The organism is Mycobacterium sp. NPDC051804 (assembly GCF_044452905.1).
Lineage (GTDB): Bacteria > Actinomycetota > Actinomycetes > Mycobacteriales > Mycobacteriaceae > Mycobacterium.
This window is the reverse complement of sequence record NZ_JBITCD010000001.1, coordinates 619,867-644,126: the sequence shown is the minus strand read 5'-3', so window position 1 is coordinate 644,126 and position 24,260 is coordinate 619,867. Positions and strand designations below refer to the sequence as shown.

24 protein-coding genes and 1 pseudogene are annotated in these 24,260 nt (G+C 65.5%); 4 read left to right on the top strand and 21 right to left on the bottom strand.

From position 1 onward, the window contains the following. Window positions 1-39 precede the first annotated feature (39 nt). The 16 genes from ACIA48_RS03205 to fadD5 form a co-directional block, all read right to left on the bottom strand. Window positions 40-318, bottom strand: a complete 279-nt coding sequence (locus ACIA48_RS03205; RefSeq protein WP_396727537.1) for a hypothetical protein — start codon at window positions 316-318, stop codon at window positions 40-42. Window positions 319-394: 76 nt separating this feature from the next. Beyond that, window positions 395-979, bottom strand: a complete 585-nt coding sequence (locus ACIA48_RS03200; protein WP_396727535.1) for an alpha/beta hydrolase family protein — start codon at window positions 977-979, stop codon at window positions 395-397. Beyond that, window positions 972-1,664, bottom strand: a complete 693-nt coding sequence (locus ACIA48_RS03195) for a YoaK family protein (RefSeq protein ID WP_396727533.1) — start codon at window positions 1,662-1,664, stop codon at window positions 972-974. The genes ACIA48_RS03200 and ACIA48_RS03195 overlap by 8 nt, the downstream gene beginning before the upstream one ends. A gap of 18 nt (window positions 1,665-1,682) precedes the next feature. After that, complete coding sequence (locus ACIA48_RS03190) at window positions 1,683-2,564, bottom strand: mammalian cell entry protein (protein WP_396727531.1); 882 nt, start codon at window positions 2,562-2,564, stop codon at window positions 1,683-1,685. Further along, the gene (locus ACIA48_RS03185; protein WP_396727529.1) at window positions 2,531-3,082 is read right to left on the bottom strand and encodes a mammalian cell entry protein; all 552 of its coding nucleotides are present in this window, start codon (window positions 3,080-3,082) and stop codon (window positions 2,531-2,533) included. Before ACIA48_RS03185 ends, ACIA48_RS03190 begins: the two co-directional genes overlap by 34 nt. Beyond that, entirely contained in the window at window positions 3,079-4,062 is a 984-nt protein-coding gene (locus tag ACIA48_RS03180) for an RDD family protein (protein ID WP_396727527.1), read from the bottom strand. The genes ACIA48_RS03185 and ACIA48_RS03180 overlap by 4 nt, the downstream gene beginning before the upstream one ends. Then, complete coding sequence (locus ACIA48_RS03175) at window positions 4,059-4,685, bottom strand: hypothetical protein (RefSeq protein ID WP_396727525.1); 627 nt, start codon at window positions 4,683-4,685, stop codon at window positions 4,059-4,061. The genes ACIA48_RS03180 and ACIA48_RS03175 overlap by 4 nt, the downstream gene beginning before the upstream one ends. After that, a complete protein-coding gene (locus ACIA48_RS03170) occupies window positions 4,655-6,220 on the bottom strand; it encodes an MCE family protein (RefSeq protein WP_396727523.1) in 1,566 nt (521 codons plus the stop codon). The genes ACIA48_RS03175 and ACIA48_RS03170 overlap by 31 nt, the downstream gene beginning before the upstream one ends. Before the next feature lie 3 nt (window positions 6,221-6,223). After that, window positions 6,224-7,384, bottom strand: a complete 1,161-nt coding sequence (locus ACIA48_RS03165; RefSeq protein WP_396727521.1) for a virulence factor Mce family protein — start codon at window positions 7,382-7,384, stop codon at window positions 6,224-6,226. After that, on the bottom strand, window positions 7,384-9,048 hold the full coding sequence (locus ACIA48_RS03160; RefSeq protein ID WP_396727519.1) for a virulence factor Mce family protein: 1,665 nt from the start codon (window positions 9,046-9,048) through the stop codon (window positions 7,384-7,386). The genes ACIA48_RS03165 and ACIA48_RS03160 overlap by 1 nt, the downstream gene beginning before the upstream one ends. Before the next feature lie 12 nt (window positions 9,049-9,060). Further along, window positions 9,061-10,644, bottom strand: a complete 1,584-nt coding sequence (locus ACIA48_RS03155; protein ID WP_396727517.1) for a virulence factor Mce family protein — start codon at window positions 10,642-10,644, stop codon at window positions 9,061-9,063. Continuing rightward, entirely contained in the window at window positions 10,641-11,672 is a 1,032-nt protein-coding gene (locus tag ACIA48_RS03150; protein ID WP_396727515.1) for a virulence factor Mce family protein, read from the bottom strand. The genes ACIA48_RS03155 and ACIA48_RS03150 overlap by 4 nt, the downstream gene beginning before the upstream one ends. After that, the gene (locus tag ACIA48_RS03145) at window positions 11,669-12,886 is read right to left on the bottom strand and encodes an MCE family protein (protein WP_396727513.1); all 1,218 of its coding nucleotides are present in this window, start codon (window positions 12,884-12,886) and stop codon (window positions 11,669-11,671) included. The genes ACIA48_RS03150 and ACIA48_RS03145 overlap by 4 nt, the downstream gene beginning before the upstream one ends. 4 nt (window positions 12,887-12,890) lie before the next feature. After that, window positions 12,891-13,760 carry an MlaE family ABC transporter permease gene (locus ACIA48_RS03140; RefSeq protein WP_396727511.1) on the bottom strand — a complete coding sequence of 290 codons (870 nt, stop codon included), beginning with the start codon at window positions 13,758-13,760 and terminating at the stop codon, window positions 12,891-12,893. Window position 13,761: 1 nt separating this feature from the next. Further along, window positions 13,762-14,478, bottom strand: coding sequence for an MlaE family ABC transporter permease (locus ACIA48_RS03135; protein ID WP_396728475.1), 717 nt, complete (start codon window positions 14,476-14,478; stop codon window positions 13,762-13,764). A 296-nt stretch (window positions 14,479-14,774) separates the two neighbouring features. Beyond that, entirely contained in the window at window positions 14,775-16,433 is a 1,659-nt protein-coding gene (fadD5, locus tag ACIA48_RS03130) for a fatty-acid--CoA ligase FadD5 (RefSeq protein WP_396728473.1), read from the bottom strand. A gap of 118 nt (window positions 16,434-16,551) precedes the next feature. On the opposite strand from fadD5, the gene ACIA48_RS03125 reads away from it, so the two are divergent. Beyond that, entirely contained in the window at window positions 16,552-17,244 is a 693-nt protein-coding gene (locus ACIA48_RS03125) for a GntR family transcriptional regulator (RefSeq protein ID WP_396727509.1), read from the top strand. Between the two features lie 18 nt (window positions 17,245-17,262). Here the strand turns inward: ACIA48_RS03125 and ACIA48_RS03120 are convergent, their stop codons facing one another. Next, a complete protein-coding gene (locus tag ACIA48_RS03120) occupies window positions 17,263-17,709 on the bottom strand; it encodes an SRPBCC family protein (protein WP_396727507.1) in 447 nt (148 codons plus the stop codon). Window positions 17,710-17,828: 119 nt separating this feature from the next. Then, window positions 17,829-18,266 (bottom strand): acyl-CoA thioesterase, encoded by a 438-nt coding sequence (locus ACIA48_RS03115; RefSeq protein WP_396727505.1) that lies wholly within the window; start codon window positions 18,264-18,266, stop codon window positions 17,829-17,831. Window positions 18,267-18,300: 34 nt separating this feature from the next. Here ACIA48_RS03115 and ACIA48_RS03110 point away from each other — a divergent pair, with 34 nt between their 5' ends. Further along, window positions 18,301-19,407, top strand: a complete 1,107-nt coding sequence (locus ACIA48_RS03110) for an alcohol dehydrogenase catalytic domain-containing protein (protein WP_396727503.1) — start codon at window positions 18,301-18,303, stop codon at window positions 19,405-19,407. On the opposite strand, the gene ACIA48_RS03105 is transcribed toward ACIA48_RS03110, so the two are convergent. Then, entirely contained in the window at window positions 19,394-20,305 is a 912-nt protein-coding gene (locus ACIA48_RS03105; RefSeq protein WP_396728471.1) for a mechanosensitive ion channel family protein, read from the bottom strand. The two genes, ACIA48_RS03110 and ACIA48_RS03105, sit on opposite strands and share 14 nt — an antisense overlap. Window positions 20,306-20,365: 60 nt before the next feature. Between ACIA48_RS03105 and ACIA48_RS03100 the strand changes: the two genes are divergently transcribed. Both ACIA48_RS03100 and ACIA48_RS03095 read left to right on the top strand, forming a co-directional pair. Continuing rightward, window positions 20,366-21,484 (top strand): mandelate racemase/muconate lactonizing enzyme family protein, encoded by a 1,119-nt coding sequence (locus tag ACIA48_RS03100; protein ID WP_396727501.1) that lies wholly within the window; start codon window positions 20,366-20,368, stop codon window positions 21,482-21,484. Between the two features lie 40 nt (window positions 21,485-21,524). After that, window positions 21,525-22,115, top strand: a pseudogene (locus ACIA48_RS03095) (FadR/GntR family transcriptional regulator); the annotation flags it as partial. On the opposite strand, the gene ACIA48_RS03090 reads toward ACIA48_RS03095, so the two are convergent. Both ACIA48_RS03090 and ACIA48_RS03085 read right to left on the bottom strand, forming a co-directional pair. Beyond that, complete coding sequence (locus ACIA48_RS03090) at window positions 22,005-23,684, bottom strand: tripartite tricarboxylate transporter permease (RefSeq protein WP_396727499.1); 1,680 nt, start codon at window positions 23,682-23,684, stop codon at window positions 22,005-22,007. The pseudogene ACIA48_RS03095 and the gene ACIA48_RS03090 sit on opposite strands and share 111 nt — an antisense overlap. Before the next feature lie 26 nt (window positions 23,685-23,710). Next, window positions 23,711-24,259 (bottom strand): tripartite tricarboxylate transporter TctB family protein, encoded by a 549-nt coding sequence (locus ACIA48_RS03085; RefSeq protein WP_396727497.1) that lies wholly within the window; start codon window positions 24,257-24,259, stop codon window positions 23,711-23,713. Window position 24,260: the final 1 nt, after the last annotated feature.

Here is a 24,260-nt window from a genome sequence, read left to right as displayed (position 1 = left end):
ACGCCGAGACTAGTCACTCCCGGCGCTCATGCCATCAGCTCAACAAAGGTCCCATTCCGCGGCGGCGACGATGTCCAGCGCGGCACCGGTTGAGATCACCAGGTCGTTCATCACCATCTGGGTCTTGGCGGGTGACAGCAGGCCGGCCTGTTCGGCGGCGCACACCCTGTCTCCCTCGGCCAGCAGCTGCTGCGGCGTCAGGAACTTGTACTTGTGTTGCAGCTTGTCCAGGTACTCGCCCTGATCCGCGGCCGCCGACGGCGCCAACAGCACCGCAGCCCCCACCAAAGCACTCACCACACCCGCTGTTCGAATCACGTGGCCACCTCCCGCAAACGGGAGTTTCCTCCGGTCAGCGCCGTTAAACACCCGTTTTCGCGGATATTTGCGAACGCTAGGAAATTTGCTGTGCGACAAACTGCGCGGTCAGTCGGTGCCACCGACTCCAATGGCTGAGTAGATTGTGACCGGCGCCTGGGATGCCCACCCACTCCGCGTCCACACCGCGGTCCCTGGCCCGCTGAACTTGGTCCTGCGACGCGCGGGGATCGGTCCGGGTATCGGCGGTGCCGTGCACGACGAGGAGCCGACAGGTGACGGGTACCAGATCGCCGTCGTCGCGCGGCCACCACGGTGCCAGCGCCACCACGCCGCCGATATCGGAGTCGGCGCTCAGGTGCGCGGCGACCCGGCCGCCCATCGAATGACCGACGAGCACGATTCGGCGTGGCTCGACGTCGGTGAGCATGCGGTCGAGGACATCCCTGGCATCGCGTACGGGGTCCCGCCGGGAGCCGTTCCACCCCCGCAACCGGTACCGCACACGGTTGACCCGCACGCCCGCCCCGAACCTGAGCCGAAGCTCCAACGCCAGCCAGTCCATCCGCAGATTGGCGAGCTGCAATGCGCTCGAGGCCTCGTCGCTCTGCGGCTTGCCACCGGGGAGTATCAGGACTCCGCCGCGCGGAGCGCTATTCACGTGCACCCGGACGGCGACGGGGCCCGAACCAGAAGATGGACGCGCTGGTCGCCACCACGGCAGCCGCGAGCGTGATCACCGGCGCGACCGCGAACCGCGTCAACGTGGCACCCAAGGTCGCGCCGGCAAGAATAGTGAAAATCACTCCGTAGCGCAGCTTTTCGCGGTCACCCGAGCCGCCGGCCAGCCGACTGTCGAAGCCGAGACCCGAGATCGTTGTCGTCAGGACGGTGGTGGACAGTTCCTGAATCCCGAACTGGCGAGCGGTGGAGTTCTGGATCCCGAACGCAATCGCCAGCCCCGCGATCAGGAGCAGCTTGGTGTGATTGTGGTAATCGAGGACCCCGGTGCCCGCGAGGATCGACAGAGTCAGGAGCAGGACGACTTCCAGTGAAAGCGTGATCGCGAGCCAGCGATGCGCCTCGCGATCGAGGCGCCGGGCCAACCGGCCACCGAACACCGCACCGAGCACGAAGCAGACGAGCGCCACCAACGCGGCAGTTACGTCCACGACGGTATGCGGGGCAAGCCAGAGGCCGAGGAAGATAACGTTGCCCGTCATGTTCGCGACGAACACATGGCCGAGTTCCAGCACACTGACCGCGTCGACGAGTCCCGTCGCGAAGGTCAACAGCAGCAGCGCGACGTGCGTCAAGCGGTCGGATACCGGTGATTCGACGACCACGGTCTGCGATGGCCCGTCCTACAACTGCGGCGTGAGATCGAAGGACGTCACGGTCGACATCTTGGTGATCAGCCACTTCGCGTGATCGCGCTCCATCGTCAACCGATAGGACAGATACCGCAGCGACGGAATGTTCTTCGTCACCGGACTGGTGGCCACGGAGTTGGTGTAGACGATCGCGGTGGCTTCGTCGGCGGACAGCGATTCCACCGCCGCGCCCATCACCTGGGTGGTGTTGGTGACCTGAGCCTGCTTGTTGGGCGCGACGATTGCGTCGATGTACTTGCGGTACTCGTTGGCGAAATCTCCGCCGAGGAAGACCTCCGCGCGGTCCGGCAGCGCTTCCATGTTTTCGGGTGTATAGCTCCACAGCGTGGAGATCGCGCTTGCCGCCGTGCGGGCCACATCGATCTTCGTGTCGACCGTCGCACGTTCGGCGAGATAGGGCTGCACCGCGGCGCCGGCGAATGCGGCGGCGCCGACGAACAGGACTGCCGCGGCGGCGGCGGCAACGAGTAGTCGCTTGCCCGCGGCCTGGTGCGGCACCAGGACCCGGTCGTCCTCGGGTTCGTCGATCGGTTCGTCTTCGGCTTCGGACGGGTCGGCCTCGGGTTCGGCGGGGTCCACGGATTTCGGCGGATCGACAAGCGCGACGTCCTCTGCCGGTTCTTCCGCCTTGGGGGCGCGCCGCTTCTTGCCGACGGGTGTGCGCGGCGCCTCGTCCGTCTCGACAGACTCGACCGGCTCGATGGACTCAGCGTCGGGCTCGGTAACCGTCTCCGGCTCAGCGGTTTTCGGGCGGCGGCGCAGCGAGAACCGGCGTCGGCGCGATGGCGCCGACGTCGCGGGTGCTTCCGCTTCGGTGGTCAGATCACCTGGATCAGCTGGCTGATCTTCCACTGTTGTCCTTCCTTGATTGCGGTTGCGACCCAACGGTTTCCACTTTCGATCGTCGACTTACCGTCCGGCGACTTGGACGTGATCTTCGTCGCGACCAGGACGTCGGCGCTCCCGTTGTCGTTCCACCGCTGGACGCCCGCGGCGACCACCGAGCCCGTCGTGGGCTCGGCCTGCGCGACCTGGATCAGGATCTCGTTCTGCTTCTCGGAGAACATGGTCGCGAACTCTCCGGTGCCCTGCGCGAGAATCCGGTCGGTGTACGCGTTGGCGTTGAACGGGTCCAACGTCGTGTAGGCCGTCATGAAAGCCTGCACGTAATCCAGCACCGCAGCGGTGTTGGCATTGCTGCGGACGTCGGTTCGGTGGCTGACGAGCATCAAGGAGCCCGCCGTGAGGGCCGCCGCGATCAACACCGATGCGAGAGCGGCGATCAGCGGCAGACCCCACCGTCGCGGTGGGTCAGGTTTCACCTCGAAGAAGTCGGGCTCGTCGGCCGCGATTTTGCGACGCGGACTCACTGGCCCGGCACATTCATCTGGGGCTTTTTCAGCACGATGAGGTTGGCGACCTTCCACTGGCCGTCGGCTGACTTCTCGAACTCCACCCGCAACGTCGCGGTGATGAACTTCAAGTCTTTCGGGTCGGTGCCACGCTGCCCCTGCAGCGCGACCAACATAGAAGCCTTGTTCGCGGTCGCCGACAGGACCGCGCTGCTGACGGCCCAGTACTCGTTGGACGTCGCACCAGCCTGCTGCACGATCTGCTGTTGCGCGATCAACTGGTCGCGATATCCGTCCGTCGCCAGCGACTGTGCGTGCGAAAAGTCTTGTTGCAGTGACTCACTGTTGTAGCTGAGCAACTGTTCGACGATCCTGGGTCCCTGCTCGGCGATCTGCTGGCGAGCGACGTCGACCGCCCGCTCCGGCCGGTACACCACCAGATACCCGAGACCGACCGCCGCCACGCTCAGCACCGTCGCGACGATCAGCGCCACCGCGGCCGGCCGCCGTGTATCGCGTTGCGGGCGTTCGACAGGCTGGTCGACGATGTGCACCTCGGTGCGCAACAGCAGATCGGCGAACGTACGGTTTCTGCCGTCCCACAGCGGCCACAACCAGCCGAGGAACAGTGCCGCGGTGTCGAGCAGGTGCACCAATTCCCGGCCAACTAGCCGCACCACGCCGGGTGCGGCACCGTCTCGGGTTCGCACCGCGATACCGAACACTGCGCGGCCCAGGCTCCAGCCGGTGATCGTGGGCAGCAGCAGCCGGTTGACGGCCATCGCCACGATCACGCACGCCGCCGCGCCCACGAACACCCACCACAGCCAGCCCAGCCACGGTGCGCTCCACGCCGACACCGCCATGGTCGCGATCACCGCGACGCCGAGCAGGACGTCGATGGCGAACGCCCCCGCCCGCGCCGGCCACGACGCCAGCGACGGGCCGGACACCTCTTCGATGTCTAACGAGTCCACGCTGTCCAGTACAGCTGTCACGAGGTGACCTGGTCCAGCTGGGCGATTTTGTAGGTGCCCCCGTCAGGCGCCATCTGCAGCCGCAGCCGGTAGCCCTGCTCCTGATCGGCGACCTCGGAGTTGGTCACCTTCACCCGCACCGCGACCAAGACCTCGAACGACCCGTCGTCGTTGTGCCGTTCGACGGCGGCGCGCATGTCGGAAACCTGCACCGTCACGTTGGCGGCCTGGTAAGCGTCGACCAGCACGCCGCTGTACAGGCTGGCCTGCGCGCCGAAGTCACCCGTCGAACACTCGATGATCTTCGACTGCGCCTCGCTCATCGCCGTCACATCGGGGGCGTGCGTGGCGGCCACACAATCGCGGGCCGCCTGCAACGCCGCCGCTTCGTCGCGCGCGGCCCTCTCGCTCTGCTGGTCGGCCTTCAGCAGCAGATAGCCCGCCACCGCGCCGGCTCCGGCGAGCATCAACAGTCCGGCACAGATTGCGGCGACCCAGCCGCGTCCAAGCCGCGACCCGCGGCGATCATCGGTGGTTTCTTCGGTATCGGGCTCTGGCGATTGGGGGTCTACTGCTAACGACTCGTCGAGCGCCTCATCAGCATCGGTGGGGTTCAGCCGGCTGGTGCCAGCATCTCCTTCCATCCGTCGTCTCCTGGGTTACTCGAATTTGTGACGTTGTACCTGACACCGTCAGGTCCCACGACCTGGCCGCTGGCCGGGTTGTAGACGGCCGTGGAGCCCGGGGGCCCTGGTGCCGGAGTGTAGATGCACGGGTTGGGCTGCTGTCCACTGCACGTGACGCTGCCCTGGCCAGGAGGGCTGAGCGGATCACTGATCGGCGCCGTCGCCTGCGGAGGCGGGAGTACATCGGCGGACGCCGGATTCACTCCATTATTGACCGACGGCGCCGGAACGACGCCCCGGCCCGGATTGACGCCCTGATCGCAACGGGCACCCGGCGCCGGGCAGGACAGGATCTGGTTCGGATCGCCGTACCACGGATTGGTGCCGAGCGGAACGTACGGTTCGGGGCTGCGGCACTCCATCGGCGTGGCCGCGCGCTTACCAGGCACGTCGACGCACGGGTAGTTACGTGCGCCTCGGACGACGTTGCCCTGGTAGTCCTTCGGGATCTTGCAGTAGGTCCCCTTAGGCAGCGGCGCCATGCTAGTGTCCGCCGGCGAACGCCACTCCGACGCCGGCAGGAAGCCGGTGAGGCATGGCGGCGGCTGGTTGATCGACAGCGCCAACGGCAACTGGCCGAGGCCCTCGAAGATCGTGCCGGATTGGGCAACAGAAGCACCCTGCGGCAGAACGACTAGAGACTGCTCCAGACCCTTGTTGTAGCGTTTGAGCATGTCGATGATGACCGCCAGGTTGGCCAAAGTCTGCGGCAGCGAGTCGCGCACATCGCTGAACACCGTGTTGACCTGATCGAGTGTCGGGGCGGCGTCCTGGATGCCACTGCGCAACGCGGCGTCCTGCTCGGCCGTTTGCGAGGCGATGACGTTGAGGTTGCGCGACCACGCCGCGATGTTGTCGCCGGACTGCACCTGGCTGTCCAAAATCGGCGCCGCGTTATTGATGATGTCGTTGACCTGAGGCAGGTTGTCCTTGAAGCCCTGCGCCACATTGGTGGTCGACTCGACCAGCCGTTGCAGTGCAGGCCCCAAACCGCCTACCGCATTTGACGTTTCGGTGAGCAGCGCGTCGATCTTCTCTTTCGGCAGCACCGCAAGACCGTTGTTGGCCGCGTCCAGTGCGGGACCCACCTCACTCGGCACGGTGCTCTCGGTGATGGTCGTGCCGGGGTTGAGGTACTGACCCGGATTGCCCGTCGACACGAGGTCGAGGTACTGCTCACCGATCGCCGACACCGAGTGCACGTTCGCCGAGGCGTCCGCCGGGATCTTGTACCGGTCGTCGATGCTAATCGTCGCCAGCGCTCCCGACTCAGTCGGCACCACGCTGGTGACCTTGCCGATCTGGGTGCCGCGGTACGTGACGTTGGCCGTCGCGTACAGGCCGCCGGAGCGCGGCAATTCGGCCTTCAGCTCGTACTGCCCGATGCCCACCAGGCTCGGTATCCGCAGGTAGTACCAGCCCAGGACGACGACGGCGATGATCGTCAGGATGGTGAACAGCACCAGCTGGATCTTGATGAACCTTGTCAGCACTGCTCACTCACCCCTCTCGACCAGTGGGCCGCCCGGCGCGTTGTGCGGGTTCGGCGTGAACCGAACATCTGGGATCATCGTCGCTGGATCACGGCCCCAGGATTGCTCGAGTGCGCGCAGCATGCCCGAGACCCCTGTGCCCGTCAAGACGGTGTTGTCAAGCGCCGACAGCGTGAGGTCCACCATGAGCGACGCATTGAGGTAGTCACCGCGAATTACCTTCGGCACGTTCTCGATCGAGAACGGTGCGGTCAGCATCAGTTTCAGTGCGCCGATGACGTAAGGCGACGCCCGACCCAATTGCTTCAGCGGCCGCTGCAGGTTCTGCAGGTTGGTGTGCAGGTTGTCGCTCGCGGGCGACAGCGCGTTGTCCGCGGCGAGGCTGACCCGGCCCAACGCCTCGACCGCATCGGCGAACAGATCGCGGGTGTCCGCGAAATGCTTGATCAGCGGCGGGAATTCGGTCAGCACCTGGTCCAGCGTGTCGTTGCGCTCGGCCACGATCGACAAGAGCCGGTTGGTCGAGTCGATAGCGCGGGTGATGTCCTGGGTCTGCTTGTTCAGCTCGTCCGTGAACGTGTCGAGCTTGGTGAGGAAGTCGCGGATCTGGTCGGCCCGGCCATTCAGCACGTTGAAGATCTCGGTCTGGATCGTCTCGAGGTTCGACACACCGCCGCCGCGCAGGATCGTGGCGATGCTCGCCAGTACCCGCTCGGTGCTCGGGAACGCCGTGCTGTTCTTTAGCGGAATCGTGTCGCCGGTCCGCAGCGGTTCGCCCGACGGATCCGGTGGCGGCTCCAGTTCGACGTGCTGGCTGCCCAGCAGGCTGGTTTGGCCGATCCTGGCCAACGCGTTGGACGGCAGCCCGAGGTTGGGCTCCATGTCCAGGGTCAGCGTCGCCACCCAGTTCTTCAGCTCGATGGCGCGCACCCGGCCGACGAACACGTCGGCCACCCGGACCCGGCTGTTGACGTTGAGCGCCAACGTATCCGGCATCTGGACGTAGATCGTCATCCGGTCCGAACCGGTGCCGGGACCGCCCGGCAGCTCGACGTTGGATATGCCGCGCCACGGCCAGACCCCGCATGAACTCAGCGTCAGCGCGATCGCCACCAGCGCCACGCTGCGTAGCGCGACTCGACTCCATCTGCGACGGGTCATCATCAGCCTGCCTCAGCGGGTAGCGGTGGTCCCACGGGCGCCGGTGCCGCCACGGGCGCCGGCGCGGGGCCGGGAGCCGGTCCGGACCCAGGGAAGGGCAACGCTCCGGTGGCCGCCGCACTACCTGGATCACCCGCGATCACACCTGGTGCGGGACCGGGCACCGGGCCCGGCTGCGGATACCACGGCGGTGGCAGCGGAGTGTTCTCGGTGTACGCGTTGGGCGGACCGGCCTGATGCGGACCGCCGAAGGTCGGCGGCGCGGGCGGGATGGGAGCGTCCGGGCCACCCATCAACTCGGCGAGTGACTCCGGCAGCAGCATGTTCCTCGTGAACGGCTGCACGTCGATGCCCTGCATACCGGGTGCCGTCACCCAGCCGGGCTCGTGATTGCCGTGCGAGAACAAGGTGTCGCGCGACCAGATACCCGGCACGGTCGTGTCCTTGTAACCTGCGGGTGGCTGCAGCCTGGGCTCCGAGTAGGCCACTTGCTTTGGCAGCGTCATAGCCGTGGTGGTCTGGTTGATGCCGAACGGCGGGAAGTTGAACTTGATCGCGTCCAGGATCGGGGCGAGGTACTGCGCGCACATCTCGGCCGACTCCTGATACCCCAACCGGCTGCCTGCCTGAATCGAGCTGCAGATGAACTGGATCGGGTTGGCGAAGTTGTTGATCACCGCGTAACTGTTCACACCGCCCGTTACTGGGGAAACGATGTTCATCAGGTTGGCACCCAGATTGGGAAACACATGCAGTGCGGTCTCCAGTCCGTCCTTCGAGTCGGGCTGCAGAATCGCGTTCGTGACATCGGCCAGGTTGTTGACGTCGTGGGTCAGCACGTCGGCGTTCTCGTCGAGAAAGCTGCGCGTCGTCGCCAGCAGGGTGTTGAGATCCTGCAGGGCGTTGGCGACCTCGCGGTCGGTGTTGGTGAACGCGTTGGTGAACGTCGCGAGGTCGTCGTTGAGGGCGACAAACTGCTGATCGCTTTTGTAGAGCGCGTTGACGAACAGCGCGAGGCTCTTGACCACACCGAAGAAGTCGCCGCGACCCTCGTTGAGCGTGAACAGCGCCTCGGACAGGCCCTTGAGCGTCTTGTTGAGCTGCTCACCCTTGCCCGCGAAGCCGTCGGCGGCCGATTCGATGATGTCGCCAAACGGGCCCTTGGGCTGTTCCGGCGTCGGGCCGAGGTCGCGCAGGATTCGGTTGATCGAGTCGCGCAGTTCGTCGTACTCCACCGGCACCTGCGTGCGGTCGATGTCGATGACCGCGCCGTCCTCCATCACCGGTCCGCCGGTGTAGGGCGGCGACAACTGGATGGTGCGCGATGCGACCAGGCTGGGGTTCAGGATCGACGCGGTGGCGTTGGCGGGCACCTTGAACTTGTTGTCGTAGTTGAAGGTGACCTTCATCGCCCGCTTGTCGGCGGCGGGCTCGATCGAGTCGATCGTCCCGACCTTGACGCCCATGATCTGGATCTTGTCGCCGGGGTACAGCGCGAGGGTCTCAGGGAAGTAGGCGACGACGGTGTTTGTGGTCAGCTTCTTGTACAGGTTCCACCCGACGAAAGCGGCCACGATCGCGAGGATCACGACGAGCGTGCCGATGATCACCGCAGCGCGGGATACCCTCGGCAGCTTCATGTTTCGTACGTTGAAGATTGTTGCCATCGGTTACACCCCCTACTGGCCTTGTGAAAGTGGTGGAAGGAACGGCGGGTTGCCCGGTAGTGGCGGCGTGCCCGCGGGACCCGCGTCAGGACCGGGTCCCGGCGGCGGCGGCGGTCCGGTCAGGGCCGGCGGCAGCGGAGCGATACCGGGCGTGAAGTCCGGCGGCAGCGGAGGCTGCGGGCCGACCGGGACCGTGCGTGCCCCGGGCGGAGCCGGCGGGAGCGGGGCAGGAGCACCGGGCATATCCGGCGAAATCTGGCCTGGGATCGCGGCCGCGGGCACGCCGGGTGACGGCTGCGGACCGTGCACGTTCGGGTCGGAGGTGACCACATCCGGCGGTCCGTAGTTCGGTCCGTACGGGTTGTTGCCGAACGGGCCGACGGTCAGGCCCGCACACGGCAGCGGATTGCCGGGGGTCGGGATCCCGTCCGGTGGTGGCGTGTAAGAACACGGCGTTCCCGCGCGCACCGCAGGGCCTGGATGTTCGGGTGTGCCTTCCAGCACCGCGGGTCCCGGCGCAGGGGCGCCGTTCGGGAAGCGGGCCCCGTTCGGATCCGGGAACCGCCACGCGGGCAGACCGGCGTCGCCCCAGAACTTCTCGGGATCGATTCCGCGCTTCTTGAACGCGGCGTCGACGAACGGCTGCAGGATCTGGCCGGGCAGCAGATTGACCAGCATGACCTTGAAGTACGGGCCGGACGCGACGGCTTCGCCGAGGGACGCCACGAAGCTGGCGACCGTGGTGAGGGTGTCCATCAGGTCGAAACGGCGCTCGGACAGGACGTCGCTGACCACACGCAGCTGTTCGAGCACCCGGTTCAGGTTCGGGTTGTCGTCGATGAATCCCTTGACCTGTTCGGAGAATGAGCCGACGCGTTCGAGCAGCATGCTGACCGCGTACTGGCGTTCATTGATCGCGCCCAGCAGTTGCTGGGCGTTCACGAGCAGCTTATTGATCTGTTCGCCGCGGTTGCCGAGGATGCCTGCGATCTGGTTCGCATTGGCTAGCAATTGCTTGATCTGGTCGTCCCGTTTGCCGATGGTGTCGGAGAACCGCGCCACGCCGTCGAGTGCGGCGCTCAGGTGCGGATAGGTCTGGTCGATGGTCTCCGACAGCACATTCAGCGACCTCTTCACGGTCTGGGTGTCCCAGCCCGACGATGCCTCGGTCACGTCGAAGAACGCGTCGTAGATCTGGTATGGCGTCGTGGTCTGGCCCAAGGGCAGAGTTGCGTTGGCCTTCAACGGCTTCGAGCCGCGCGGCTCGATCTCGATGTTGCGGCGGCCCAGGATGGTGTCGGTGCGGATGGCCGCCCGGCTTTCTGTTCCGATCTGAGTCCCGTCGAGCGAGTAGCCGATCCGGACTTTGTCGCCGACGATCTCGAAGTTGCGCACCAGGCCGACGTCCACACCGGCGATGCGCACCTTGTCGCCGCCGTTGAGGCCACCGGTGTCCGAGAACTCCGCGTAGTACGTGGGCGTCGCGAACAGCATCGGCACGCTGGCGAAGCTCTGTCCGACGCCGATGACCAGGATGAGGACAAGAATGCCCATCAATCCGTTACGGACGCGGTTCGATCCCTCCAGAGTTCTCATTGCGGCGTGCACCTACCCGACGGCTGGGTGAAGAGTTTGACCGTGCGTACCGGACCGCCGGGTTGCAGGCCGTTCATACGGATCGAGATGTCACAAGCGTAGAAGTTGAAGAAGTCACCGTAGATCCCGCCGGCCCGGCCGATGATCTTGAACGCGCTCGGGAGCCTCGTGAGGATGTCGTTGAGTTTGTCGCGCTGGTCCACCAGCGGTTGCTGGACGGTCTCGAGATGGCCGACCGTGCTCTGTAGCAGCGGGCGGTTGTCCGCCAGCAGATCCGCGATGGTCCCCGCGGCGTCGCTGATGTCGGCCACCGAGGAAGCGATCGGATCGCGCCGGTCATTCAGGCCGGTGATCAGCGTCTGGAAATTCTGCACCGTCTCGTCGAACTGCTGCTGATGCTTGACCGTGGTGTCGAGCACCGTGTTCAGGTTCTTGATCACCTCGCCGATCGCCTGGTCGCGGTCGGCCAGCGCCGACGTCAGCGACGCGGTCTGGTCGAGAATGTCATTGATGGTGCCGCCCTGGCCCTGGAAGATCGTGATGATCGACTCGGCGATGGTGTTGACCTTGTCCGGGTCCAGCGCCCGGAACACCGGGCGGAAGCCGCCGATCAACGCGTCGAGGTCGAGGGCGGGTTCGGTCTGGGTCACCGGAATGGTGCCACCGCCGGCCAGCCGGGCGTCGCTCGCGCCACGCTTGAGCTCCATGTACCGGTCGCCGATGAGGTTCAGATACCGGATCGAGGCGGTGGTGCCCTCGAACAGCGGCAGCGAACGGTCGACGTCGAAGTCGACCCGGACCTGGGAGCCGTTGTTGATGAGCTCGACTTTGGAGACCTTGCCGACCTCCACACCGGACGCGCGGACGAACTGTCCGGCCCGTAGGCCGCTGGCGTTGGAGAACACCGCCGAGTACCCGGTGGTGCGGTCGAAACGCATCTGCCCGAACACCACGATGATGATCGCGGTGAACAGCAACAGCACCAGGGAGAAGGCGCCGAGCTTGATGGCTGTACCGGTGATTTTCATGGATTGATCGTGTTCTCCCCCACCTGGCGACCCCAGACGTACTCGATCAGGATCGGCTGGCCCAGCTCGAAATGGTTGTAGGGCGCAATCGACGCACCCGTGTCCATCACGAGATGCGGCGCCGGCCAGAGGTCACGCGTGATTGGTTGCCAGCAACCGGGCTTCCCCTCGGGGCCGCCCCTGGCGTTCACGCGTGGCAGGTTGTCCGGATACACATAGGGGTTGCCGGCGCCCAACCCCTGGATCCCAGACAACGTCCGCAGCGAGTAGCCGTTGCCGCCTAGTGACGCCGCGACCCTGGGCTCGACATCGTGGAAATTCCGGACGGTGCAGAACAGCGCAGGGCTGTACTCGTCGAGGATCTCGGACGGGCGAATCAGATCCTCAGCGCCGCGCACCAGGTACGGACCGCCGCGCTCGAAGACGTCGGCGCCGGTGTTGCCGAACCCCACGGCCGCCATCAACGCCTGGTCGATGGTGCCCTGCTCCTGGTTGAGCGTGCGCGCCGTGGTGACGGCATTCTGCAGCCCGTCGAACAGATCCGGTGACGCTTCGGAGTAGACCTCACCGAGGTCGGCCAGCAGCTGATTGTCCCGACGGATCTGCGGCATCTGCGGATTGATGTCGTCGAGGATCGCGTTGCCGTTGTTGATCGACTGGCCGAACCGGTCACCCAAACCGTCCAGCGCCTCGGCGGTGGCCGCCAGCGTCTGGTTCAGCTTGATGGGATCGACCTGTGAGGACAGTGAAACGACCGTTTCGAACAACGTGTTGAACTCGGTGGTCACGTGGGTCACGTCGATCACGTCAGACGACGTGATCCGTTGCGACGACGGGTCTTTCGGCGACGTGAACGAGATGTACTTGTTGCCGAACACAGTGGTGGCGCTGATGTCCGCGTCCACGTTTTTCGGAATCAGCTTGATGTACTTGGGGTCGACGTCCAAGACGATCTTGGCCCTGGGCTCGCCTCCGACGTCCACCGCGTCAACCGTGGCGACCCGACCGATTTCAACCCCGTTGTAGGTGACCTTGGCGCCGGGGTCCATCGACAGACCGGATCGCGCCGACATCATTGTCAACTGTTCGCGGGGCAAGAAGTCACCGCGGAACTGGAAGTACACCAGCACCACGGCGACGATCGTCAGCAGCGTCAGCACCAGGCCCGCCAGCTTGTACGGCGGGGTGCGCGAGGTGTTCAAAGGTGCGGTCATGGGGCTACACCGTCAAGTTGAAGTTCGGGTCGACGCCGTAGAGCGCCAACGAGGCGAACAGGACCACACAGACGATCGCGACCAGAGAGGCGCGCATCGACCGGCCGACGGCCTCGCCGACACCCACCGGGCCGCCACTGGCGAAGTAGCCGTAGTAGCAGTGGTTGAGCATCACGATGACCGAGATGATGATCGCCTGCACGAACGACCACATGACGTCGTCGGCGCGCAGGAACGTTCGGAAGTAGTGCTCATAGGTGCCGATCGATTGTCCGTAAAAGACGGTCGTGGTCACCTGGGCCGACAGGAAGCTCATGATGATCGCCATCGCGTACAGCGGGATGATCACGATGAAGCCGGCCATGATGCGCGTCGACACCAGGTAGGAGATCGACTTGATGCCCATGACCTCCAGCGCGTCGATCTCCTCGCTGATTCGCATGGCGCCCAGTTCCGCGGTGGCGCCGGCACCGACCGTGGCGGCCAGCGCCTGGCCCGCGACGACGGGGGCGGCGATGCGGACGTTGATCAGTGCGGCGAAGAAGCCGGTGAACGCCTCGACACCGATGTTGCCGAGTGATGCGAAGCCCTGGATGGCGACCAGCGACGAACCAGACAGCGTGACGAACCCGACGATCGCCACGGTGCCACCGATGACGGCCATCGCGCCGGTGCCCATGCCGATCTCGGCGATCAGCCGCAGGGTTTCCTTGCGGTAGTAGCGCAACGCATGGCCGATCGAGCCGATCGCGGTGACGACGAACCACGCGACGTGCCCGACGCTGTCGAGGAACTTCGCCGGGGCGGTGACGACGCCCGTTCCGCCGGAGAACGCCCGCGGAAAGCGAGATCGCAGGACCTGGGTTGTCGACACGTCAGCTCCCCGTTCCGAATCGGACGCCGATCGTGGTCAGCACCACGTTCACCGCGAACAGCGCGATCACGCACAGCACGAGCGTCTCGTTGACCGCGGTGCCCACACCCTTGGCGCCACCGGCGACCGTGAGGCCGCGGTAGCAGCCGACCAGGCCGGCGATCAACCCGAACGTCATGGCCTTCACGACCGAGATCAGCACCTCGGGTAGGCCGGTGACCAGGGTGAGCGTGGAAACATAGGCGCCGGCGGAGACGTTCTGCAGATACACGCCGAAGATGAAGCCGCCGACCAGGCCGATGGTGATCACTGCGCCGTTCAGGAGCAGCGCCACGAACGTCGAGGCGATTACGCGTGGCACCACCAGCCGGTGGATCGGGTCGATGCCGAGCACCTCGAGCGCGTCGATCTCCTCGCGGATGGTGCGGGCACCGAGGTCGGCGCAGATGGCGGTCGAACCGGCGCCGGCCACCACGAGCACGGTGACGAGGGGGCCGAGCTGGGTCACGGCTGCCAGCGCGGCGCCCGCACCGGAAATATCGGCCGCACCGAACTCGGTCAGCAGGATGTTGAGCGTGAAGATGAGGAGCACGGTCAGCGGGATCGAGACCGCGACGGTCGGCAGGAACGCCACCCGCATCAGAAACCAGCTCTGCAGGATGAACTCGCGCCACTGGAAGGGCGACTTGAAGGTGGCTTTCGCCGTGAGGACCGTCATGCGGACGAATCCGCCCACGGCAGTCAGGCCCGGACGCACCTGATCGCGGACGTAGCCGACGATGTCGGTGCCCTGCGCCGTCACCGACGCGCTCCAACGAGCTGACCGCGGCCGTCGTCGTTCAACGGCAGACCTTGTCGCACGCGGCCTCCTTGCCCCAACCCGCTGACTGTGACCAGCGTCTCCCTACTCATCAGTAGTAAGACGGACCACAGGACTGTACCCGATGCCATCCCCGCGGTGCACGGCATCTGGAAGATTGAGCCCTTAACCGTTAGCAAACTCGTTCCAATTCCCTAATTCTCTTGTGCGCCAGCAGAAACCGTTGGCGGAGTAGCACTTTCGCCTGCGTCAATCGCTTTGCCGGTGCCGAAACGCACCCGAAGTTCCGTTTTGAGTACTTTGCCAGCAGGATTGCGAGGGAGCGCGTCGACGATCTCCAGCGCCTTCGGATGCTTGTACCTCGCAAGGCGTTCGGTCAGGAAACTCTCGAGGTCGGCGAGTCCGAGACGATCGTCGGCACCGAGCGCGCCTTCGAGAGCCACGACGGCCACCGGCACCTCACCCCATTTGTCGTCCGCGCGACCGATCACCGCGGCCTCCGCGATCAACGGATGAGCGGCAAGGACATTCTCGACTTCTGCGCAATAGATGTTCTCGCCGCCGGAAATGATCATGTCCTTCTTGCGATCCACGACCCAGATGTAGCCCTCGGCATCCTGGCGTACGAGGTCACCGGAATGGAACCAGCCGCCCGCGAAGGCTTCTGCGGTGGCCGTGGGGTTGTTCCAGTAGCCGGCCATCAGCGTGGGTGCGCGGTAGACGATCTCACCGACCTGACCGATTTCGACGTCGTTCATGTCTTCGTCGACGACGCGCGCGGACACCGTGGGAATCACCTTGCCGACCGAGCCCAGCTTTCGGATCGCGTCGTCGCCCAACAGCATGCACGTCACCGGCGACATCTCGGTCTGGCCGAAGGCGGCGAGGATCTGTGTTCCGGGGAAGGTCTCAGACATGCTGCGCAGCAATGTATCCGAGGCCGGTGCCGCGCCCCACGACAGCACCCGCAGCTTGAGGTTCCTAGGTCGCGTGCGCTGTTCGGCGACGACCGCCTGCCATTGTGCGGGCACCAGGAAGATGCCCGTCACCTGTTCGGCGGCGAGGACGTCGAGCAGGGCACCAGGGTCGAATGCGCCCAGCGGGTAGAGCACCGTCGGCCTGCCGAGCAGTAGTCCGATGATCATGTTCCCGATACCCGCGATGTGGAACAGCGGCACACCGACGAACCCGACGTCGTTGTTGAGATCGGCCCCGTTGGTGAACAGGGACGTCATCGCCTGCCCGGCGATGTTGGTGTGGGTGAGCACCGCGCCCTTGGGCCTGCCGGTGGTCCCCGAGGTGTACATGATCAGCGCGGCGGAGTCGTTGGGGATGTCCACCACGGGTGGCACCTCCCCCTGTTCGGCCATCAGGTCGTCGTAGCCGATGAGGCCCTCGCCGGTGGTTCCGCCCGCGACCACCACAGTCGTCAGGGTCGGATCGATGTCGCGGACCGCGGCCGCCACGCCGGCGAGCACCGATTCGGTGATGACGGCCTTGGCCTGACAGTCGCTGACCAGGAAGGCGATCTCGGGCGGGGTCATCCGGAAGTTGACCGGCACGGCAATGGCGCCCAGCTTGTTGATCGCGAGGAACGACTCGATGAACTCGGTGCGGTTGAGCATCAGGATCAGCACACGGTCGCCGAATTCGACTCCGCGCCTGCTCAGGGCCCCTGCGAGGACGCCGACGCGACTATCGAGTTCGCCCCAGGTCGTGGTGCGGCCGAGAAAACGCAGGGCCGTCTCGCCGGGCTGCATCAACGCGTGCCGCGCCAACTGGTTCGTCCAGTTCTGCCGGCGCGCGAGAAACGGCTGCTCGGTCGGGTCCGGCGTGGACGCGGAGGTCAACAGCGACTGCTCCCTCTGGGTTGCGCAGCTTTTACATTTGATCAAACATGGTGTTGCCCCGGTCACAGTATGGCCTCGGCCGCTCGGGTACAACCCCACGCCAGACGGACCGGAGAGCCTCGTGAACGCACCCCCGCGATCCCGCACCCGACCCCGTCGGGCGGTCCGGCGCGAGCAGCTGTCCGACGAGGTCGCCGCCCGGCTGCGAACCGACATCATGACCGGCACCCTGCGGCCTGGCACCTTCATCCGGCTCGACGAGACCGCAGCAGCGCTGGGGGTCAGCATCACGCCCGTGCGCGAGGCGCTGCGCACATTGCGTGGTGAAGGGATGGTGCAACTCGAACCCCACCGCGGCCATGTGGTCGTACCGCTGACGCGATCCGACGTCGAGGACATCTTCTGGCTGCAGGGCACGATCGCCAAAGAGTTGGCGGCAACGGCCGCGGAACGGATCACCGGGGCGGAGATCGACGAGCTGGAGCGCCTCAACGACGCACTCGCCGCGGCCGTGGAGGGACACGACCTCGACGAGATCGCCTCCGCCGAGTTCGCGTTCCACCGGACACTCAACAGGGCCACCGGCCGGATCAAGCTGGCGTGGTTCCTCCTTCACGTGGCGCGATACCTGCCGGGTCAGATCTACGCGGGCGACCCGGGATGGGGACACTCCGCGGTGGCCGTGCACCGGGAGATGATCGCCGCACTGCGCCAAAACGATGTCGACACGGTGGTCAGGTTGACCGGCGGCGAGTTCACCGACGGTGCACAGCGATTGATCGCCCGCCTCGATGAGACGAGGTTGTGGGGCTGACCGTGAGCCCCCGCTCGACTAGGGGCCGGCGGCGGAGAGTTCCTCGGCGCGGGCCTTCAAGTTGTCCGCGAGGTAATCGAGCGTGTCGCCGATCGCCTTCTTCACGAGCTGGGCCGGGATCGCCAATTTGGTCTCGACGTCGAGATCGACCGTCAGCAGCGATGTCGCCCCCATCGGGACCACCGAGAACTTCTGCTCCTGCTTCTCGAAGAATTCACCCTGCTGCAGCAGCGTCTGGATCTGGTTCTCAGCGGGGTAGTACACCGCGGTGATGAACGTGCCCGACTGCCCCTGCACGACGACGTCGAGACGCAACTGACTGGGTCGGCCGTCGTCGTAGCGCGCCAGCACCCAGCAGCCCTTGATCTCCTCGTTCCACAGCGGATATGACTCGAAGTCGGCGACGATCCCCATGATCGCCTCGGCGGGGGCGGTGACCTCGACTGTCTTGCTCACGAACGGCATTGCACGAGCATATCGACTAGCCGACGCACGCCTTTTCCAGTTGAGTCGCGGGCCGATTGCGCTAAACAGGTTGGTTCCAAGCACCAGGTGTGTGCAATCAACCCGTTAGAGCAAGGGGCCTAGTCGACGCACGCCTTTTCCAGCTGAGAACGGATTACCGCAGGTATCGGCACGGGTCTGCGACCCTCCCGGTCGACGTACACGTGCACCCAGTGACCGACCGCTGCGACAGGCCCGCCCTCCTGCCACAGTCCAAGGCGGTACGTGACGCTGCTATTACCCAGCCGGGTGACCGCCAGGCCGACGAAAAGGGTTTCTGGGAAACGTAATTCGGCGAAGTACTTGCATCCCGACTCGGCGACCACGCCCAGCCATGGCACCGCCATCGGGTCGATATCGCAATTCGTGTTGATCCAGCCGTTGATCGCCGTGTCGAACAGTGCGTAGTACACCGCATTGTTGAGGTGCCCGAACATGTCGTTGTCGGTCCACCTGGTCGACACCGGCCAGTGCACGGGAAAGTCGGCGCTGGAGAGCTCCTGCTCGCTACCGACCATGGCAGCAGTCTCGCAGGTGCTGGATTCTGGAGTCATGAGGATCCGCGGCGCCGTACTCGAACACATCGGTCTCGACAGGCCGTACGCCGAATCGAGACCGATCGCCGTGCACGACCTCGACCTGGCCCCACCCGGTGACAGTGAGCTCCTCGTCCGCATCGAAGCCGCGGGCATGTGCCATTCCGACCTGTCGGTCGTCGACGGCAGCAGGGTGCGCCCGGTGCCGATGCTGCTGGGGCACGAGGCGGCCGGCGTCGTCGAGGAGGCCGGACCCGGGGTTTCCGACGTGGCTGTCGGTCAGCGCCTGGTGATGACGTTCCTGCCGCGGTGCGGTGCCTGCGAGGCGTGCGCGACCAACGGCCTCACCCCATGCGTGCCCGGAACAGCCGCCAATACGGCTGGCACGCTGATGACCGGTGAGCGCAGACTTTCGCGCGACGGTCAGCCGATCCACCACCACCTCGGTGTCTCGGGTTTCGCCACCCACGCCGTCGTCGACCGCCGCTCGGTGGTTCCGGTTCCCGCCGACGTGCCCGCGGAAGTCGCGGCGCTGCTCGGCTGTGCAGTGCTCACCGGAGGCGGCGCGGTGATCAATGCAGGACGCCCACGGTCCGGCGAGCCGGTGATCGTCGTCGGCCTCGGCGGAGTGGGCATGGCCGCGGTCCTCACCGCCCTCTCACATGACGGCGTTCGCGTGATCGGCGTCGACCAGCTGCCGGCAAAGCTGGAACTGGCGCGCACCATGGGTGCGCACGAGGCCTATACGCCCGACGAGGCATACGAAGCCGGACTCAAGGCCGCAGTGGTGATAGAAGCCGTCGGTCATCCGAAGGCGGTGGAGACGTCCGTCGACCTCACCGCCGCAGGTGGACGCACCGTCTGCGTGGGGCTTCCCCGACCCGATGCGCGAATCAACCTGTCGCCGTTGGGCTTTGTCGCCGAGGGTCGATCACTGATCGGCAGCTACCTCGGCTCGGCCGTGCCGTCGCGGGAAATCCCCCACTTCGTCGGCTTGTGGCGGGCCGGCCGACTGCCGGTCGAGTCGCTGGTGTCGTCGACCATCGCCCTGGACGAGATCAACTCCGGCATGGATCAACTCGCCGACGGCAAGGCCGTCCGGCAGATCATCAGTTTCGACTAGCCGCAGCTTCGGGATTTGCGACACCTGCGCGCCGCAGCCCCGAGACGATGAGCGCGCGCAGCCGACGGCTCACCTCGAACTGCTTGCCGGGCAACGTGCGTGCCACCACCCTCAGATTCACGGTGTCCTTTTCGATGCTTTCCACACCCATCAGCTGCGGCTCGTCGAGGAGCAGATCGGGGAGGCCGTCATCGCGCATGGCGCTCTCCGACACCTCGCGAAGCGCGTCGTTCACGACGTTGATATCGACCGACGTGGGGACGGGGATGTCGACGACGGCGCGGGCCCAATCCTTGGACAGATTCAGTGATTTGACGATCTGCCCGTTCGGCACGGTGAATACTTCGCCGTCGCTGGTGCGAAGTTTCGTGACACGAAGCGTGACGTCCTCGACGGTGCCGCGTGCCGGCTCGCCACCCGCCGTCACGGTGAGCGCCACCAGGTCTCCGAACCCGTACTGCTTCTCGGTGATGATGAAGAAGCCGCTGAGCAGATCCTGCACGATGCGCTGGGCGCCGAAACCGAATGCAGCACCGAGTACGGCCGCGGGCGCGACCAGAGAGCCGATGGGCAACCCGAGCTGATTGGCGATGTCGACGGACACCACGATGTACAGCACCGCGATCGCCACTGAGGAGATCACCGAGGAAACGGCCCGCCGGTGTTTGACGCTTTCCGGACGCAGTACCGCATCGGTGTTGTCCCCGGTGTCGAGTCGCTTGCTGATATGACGCGCAACAAAGCGGATCAGGCGCGTGGCGATGACCGCGAACACCAGCACCAGGACGATGTGCAGGCCCTTCGTCAGCAGCCATTCAGTCAGTGAGTCAAGTGTTGAAGACATATTCGAAAAGGCTTCCCGGGTGCACCGAGCGATCAAACGCCCAACGGTTGTGATCCGGCGTACAACTTGTATGATGAGTTTACTACTCATCATATGACTTGCTCAGGAGTTCCGATGCCCGACCGCATCCGCCACATCACGCTCTCCCACGTCGTCCTCCCCCTGGCCAACCCGGTCAGCGATGCCAAGGTGCTCACTGGCAGGCAGAAGCCGCTAACCGAGACCGTGCTGCTGTTCGCCGAGGTCACCACCGAGCAGGGCTTCGAAGGAATGGGGTTCAGCTACTCCAAACGTGCGGGTGGCCGGGCACAGTTCGCGCATCTGGCCGAGGTGGCCGATACCGCCCTCGGGCAGGATCCGTCCGATATCGACCGGATCTACCAGTCGCTGATGTGGGCCGGCGCTTCGGTTGGCCGGTCGGGCGTGGCCACACAGGCTGTCGCCGCGCTGGACGTCGCACTGTGGGACCTCAAGGCGCGGCGGGCCGGACTCCCGCTGGCCAAGCTCATCGGCGCCCACCGCGACTCCTGCCGCGTCTACAACACCTCCGGCGGTTTCCTGCAGGCGTCCGTCGACGAGATCAAGGAGAAAGCCACCGCCTCGCTGGAGTCCGGCATCGGCGGCATCAAAATCAAAGTGGGGCAACCGGACTGGAAGACGGACCTGGAGCGAGTGGCGGCGATCCGCGAGCACCTCGGGGACACACCGCTGATGGTCGATGCCAATCAGCAGTGGGACCGGGCGCGGGCCCGCCGCATGTGCCGCGAGCTGGAAGCCTTCGACCTCATCTGGATCGAGGAGCCGCTGGACGCGTGGGACGCTGTCGGCCACGCCGACCTCAGTCATACCTTCGACACCCCCATCGCGACCGGCGAGATGCTGACGTCTGTGCCTGAACACATGGCGCTGCTCGACGCGGGCTATCGCGGCATCGTCCAGCCCGACGCACCCCGAATCGGCGGCATCACCCCGTTCCTGCGCTTCGTGACGCTGGCCGCACACGCCGGACTGGCGCTGGCCCCGCACTACGCGATGGAGATCCACCTGCATCTAGCGGCCGCGTATCCCACCGAGCCGTGGGTTGAACACTTCGAATGGCTCAATCCACTGTTCAACGAGCGCATCGACATTCGCGATGGCCAGATGTGGCTGCCGGATCGGCCCGGACTCGGCTTCTCGCTGTCCGATCAGATGCGCGCGCTGACGAAGGAGACGGCTGCGTTCGGGCGATGAGCCCTCGCGCGAAGAGCAAGCAGCCCACGATAATCGCCCGATGACAACGACGCTGGCCGCGCGGGTGGTCGCCGGTTTGAAGGACAAGATCCTCGCCGGCGACCTGCCCGCCGGTCACAAGCTGCCGTCGGAGACGGAGCTCATCGAGGAGTTCGGCGTGTCCCGCACGGTCGTCCGCGAAGCGGTGACCCGCCTGCGGGCTGAAGGCCTCGTCGAAACCTTCCAGGGGCGTGGCTCTTTCGTGCTGACAGTGCCCGAGCCGACGTCGTTCACTGTGGGTTCCACCGCGATCCGCACCCATCAGGACGTGCTCGACATGATCGACTTCCGGCTGGGCGTCGAAACCGAGGCGGCAGCGCTGGCGGCCGCGCGCCTTGATGCGGCGGCCCGCACCGCGATCCAGGCGGCGATGGATGCGTTCGTCGCCGCGCAGCCGGAAGACGCCGTCGAGGCCGACTTCAGGTTCCACCGAGCGATTGCGTCGGCCGCCGGCAACCGGTTCTACGTCGAGCTGCTCGACTCACTCGGACCGATGATGATCATGCTTCCCCGGATGCGGCTGGGTGACTCCTACTCGCTCACCGACGCCGGTCACGTCGACCGGGTCCGGTCCGAGCACGACAACATCGTCGCCGCCATTCTCGCCGGTGACGCCGCCGCGGCCCGTGCCGCGATGCGCGTCCACCTTGCCAACTCCCGGCGCAGGCTCGACCCGCGCTGAGGCACGGCGCTTCAGCAGCGTCCGGATCATCGGCGCCACGATCAGTAGCACGAAGACCGCCAGGATGACACCGGAGATCGGCCGCGTCACGAATCCTGTTGGGTCCCCGCCGAAGATGAGCAGGGACCGTCGCGTACTCGACTCGATGATCGATCCGAGCACGAACGCGAGCACCAGCGGACCTGGGTCGAAGCCCGCCTTCTTCATCAGATAGCCGACGATGCCGAAGGCCACCATGACGTAGATATCGAACACCGAATTGTTGATCGTGTATACGCCGAGGATCGTGATGAGCGCCGTGATCGGCGCGAGGATCGCCGGCCGCACCTTGAGGATCCGCACGAACAAACCGACCAATGGGATCGACAGGATCAGCAACAGGATGTTGCCGATGTACATGGAGTTGATGACACCCCAGAACACGTCCGGATGTTCGTCGACCAACTGCGGGCCGGGCGAGATACCGAGAATCAACAAGGCGCCGAACAACATCGCCATCGTCGCGTTGGCGGGCAGACCGATGGTGAGCAGCGGAATGAATGATGAGGTGGCTGCGGCGTTGTTGGCGGTTTCCGGTGCCGCGACGCCTTCGACCGCGCCACGTCCGAACCGCTCGGGCGTCTTGGAGCGACGCTTCTCGGTGGCATAGGCCACGATCGACGAGAGCACGGCGCCGCCGCCGGGCAGCACACCGAGCACGAAGCCGATGATCGATCCACGGCCCATCGCACCGGAGCACTGCTTGAGGTCCTTGCGCGACGGCCACACATTGCCGACCTCGGCGGGCACATGCTTCTTGCCGTGCCGCTGCTCGAGGTTGTAGAGAATCTCGCCGACGCCGAACAAACCCATTGCGACGACTACGAAGTCGATGCCGTCGGCCAGCTGCAGGCTGTCGAACGTGAAGCGGGACGCACCGGTGAAGCTGTCGCGCCCGACCGTCGCCAGCAGTAGACCCACGGTGCCGGCGATCAGCGCCTTGAGTTTGTTGCCGCTGCCGATCGTGGCGACCAGCAGCACGCCCAGCAACGCCAATGCCGCGTATTCAGGCGGCCCGAAGTCGAGGGCGACGCTTGCCACCACGGGTGCGAGCAGGGTGAGGCCGATGATCGAGATCGTCGCTCCCACAAAGGAACCGATCGCCGCGATGCCCAGGGCGGTTCCCGCTTTGCCCTGTTTGGCTAGCGCGAACCCGTCGAACACCGTGACCACCGACGACGCCTCGCCGGGCAGGCGTAGCAGGACCGAGGTGATGGTGCCGCCGTACTGGGCGCCGTAATAGATGCCGGCGAGCATGATGATCGCCGAGACCGGGTCGATGGTGTAGGTGATCGGCAGCAGGATCGCGATGGTGGCCGCGGGCCCGAGGCCCGGAAGCACGCCGATGATCATGCCGATCAGCACGCCGATCAGGCAGTAGAGCAGATTGTGCGGTTCGACGACGAGCGCGAACCCGTCCAGAAATGCGGTGAAGTCCATGGTTTCGGCTGCTCCTGGCTACAAAACTAGAAAGCGATCAAGTGAGGCAACGGGATTCGCAGCCCATAGAGGAACAGGAAGTAGAACGTCGCGACGGTAACTACGCTGATGACGACGGTGTTGCGCCAGCTTTCGCCCCCGAGGAACTTCAGCCAGATCACACACAGCGCCAGCGCGGGGATCTCGAATCCGGTCACTGGCATCAGCACGCCGAACGCGATGAACGTGATGACACCGACGATCGGCAGGACGCTGCTGCGGGTAAACGCCTCGGCGTCCGTCAGACTGCGACCGACTACCACCAGCACCGCCGACATCGCGGCGATCAGCACACTGACGACGAACGGCCACAGTCCGGGGCCCGGCTCACGCAACGAGCCGAGGCCGTATCCAGCCGAGAGCACCGCACCGCCGATGCCGATCGCGATACCAACGACAGCGCCGGCGATCTGGTAGAGCGGACCGCCCGACGGTGGCCGCTCCTCCTCCAGTTCGTGGGCGACCTCGGCCTCGAGTTCGGCGAGGATGTCGCGGGTGTGCTGGTGCGGCGGGTTCGCCGGTGCGGCGTCGTTCATG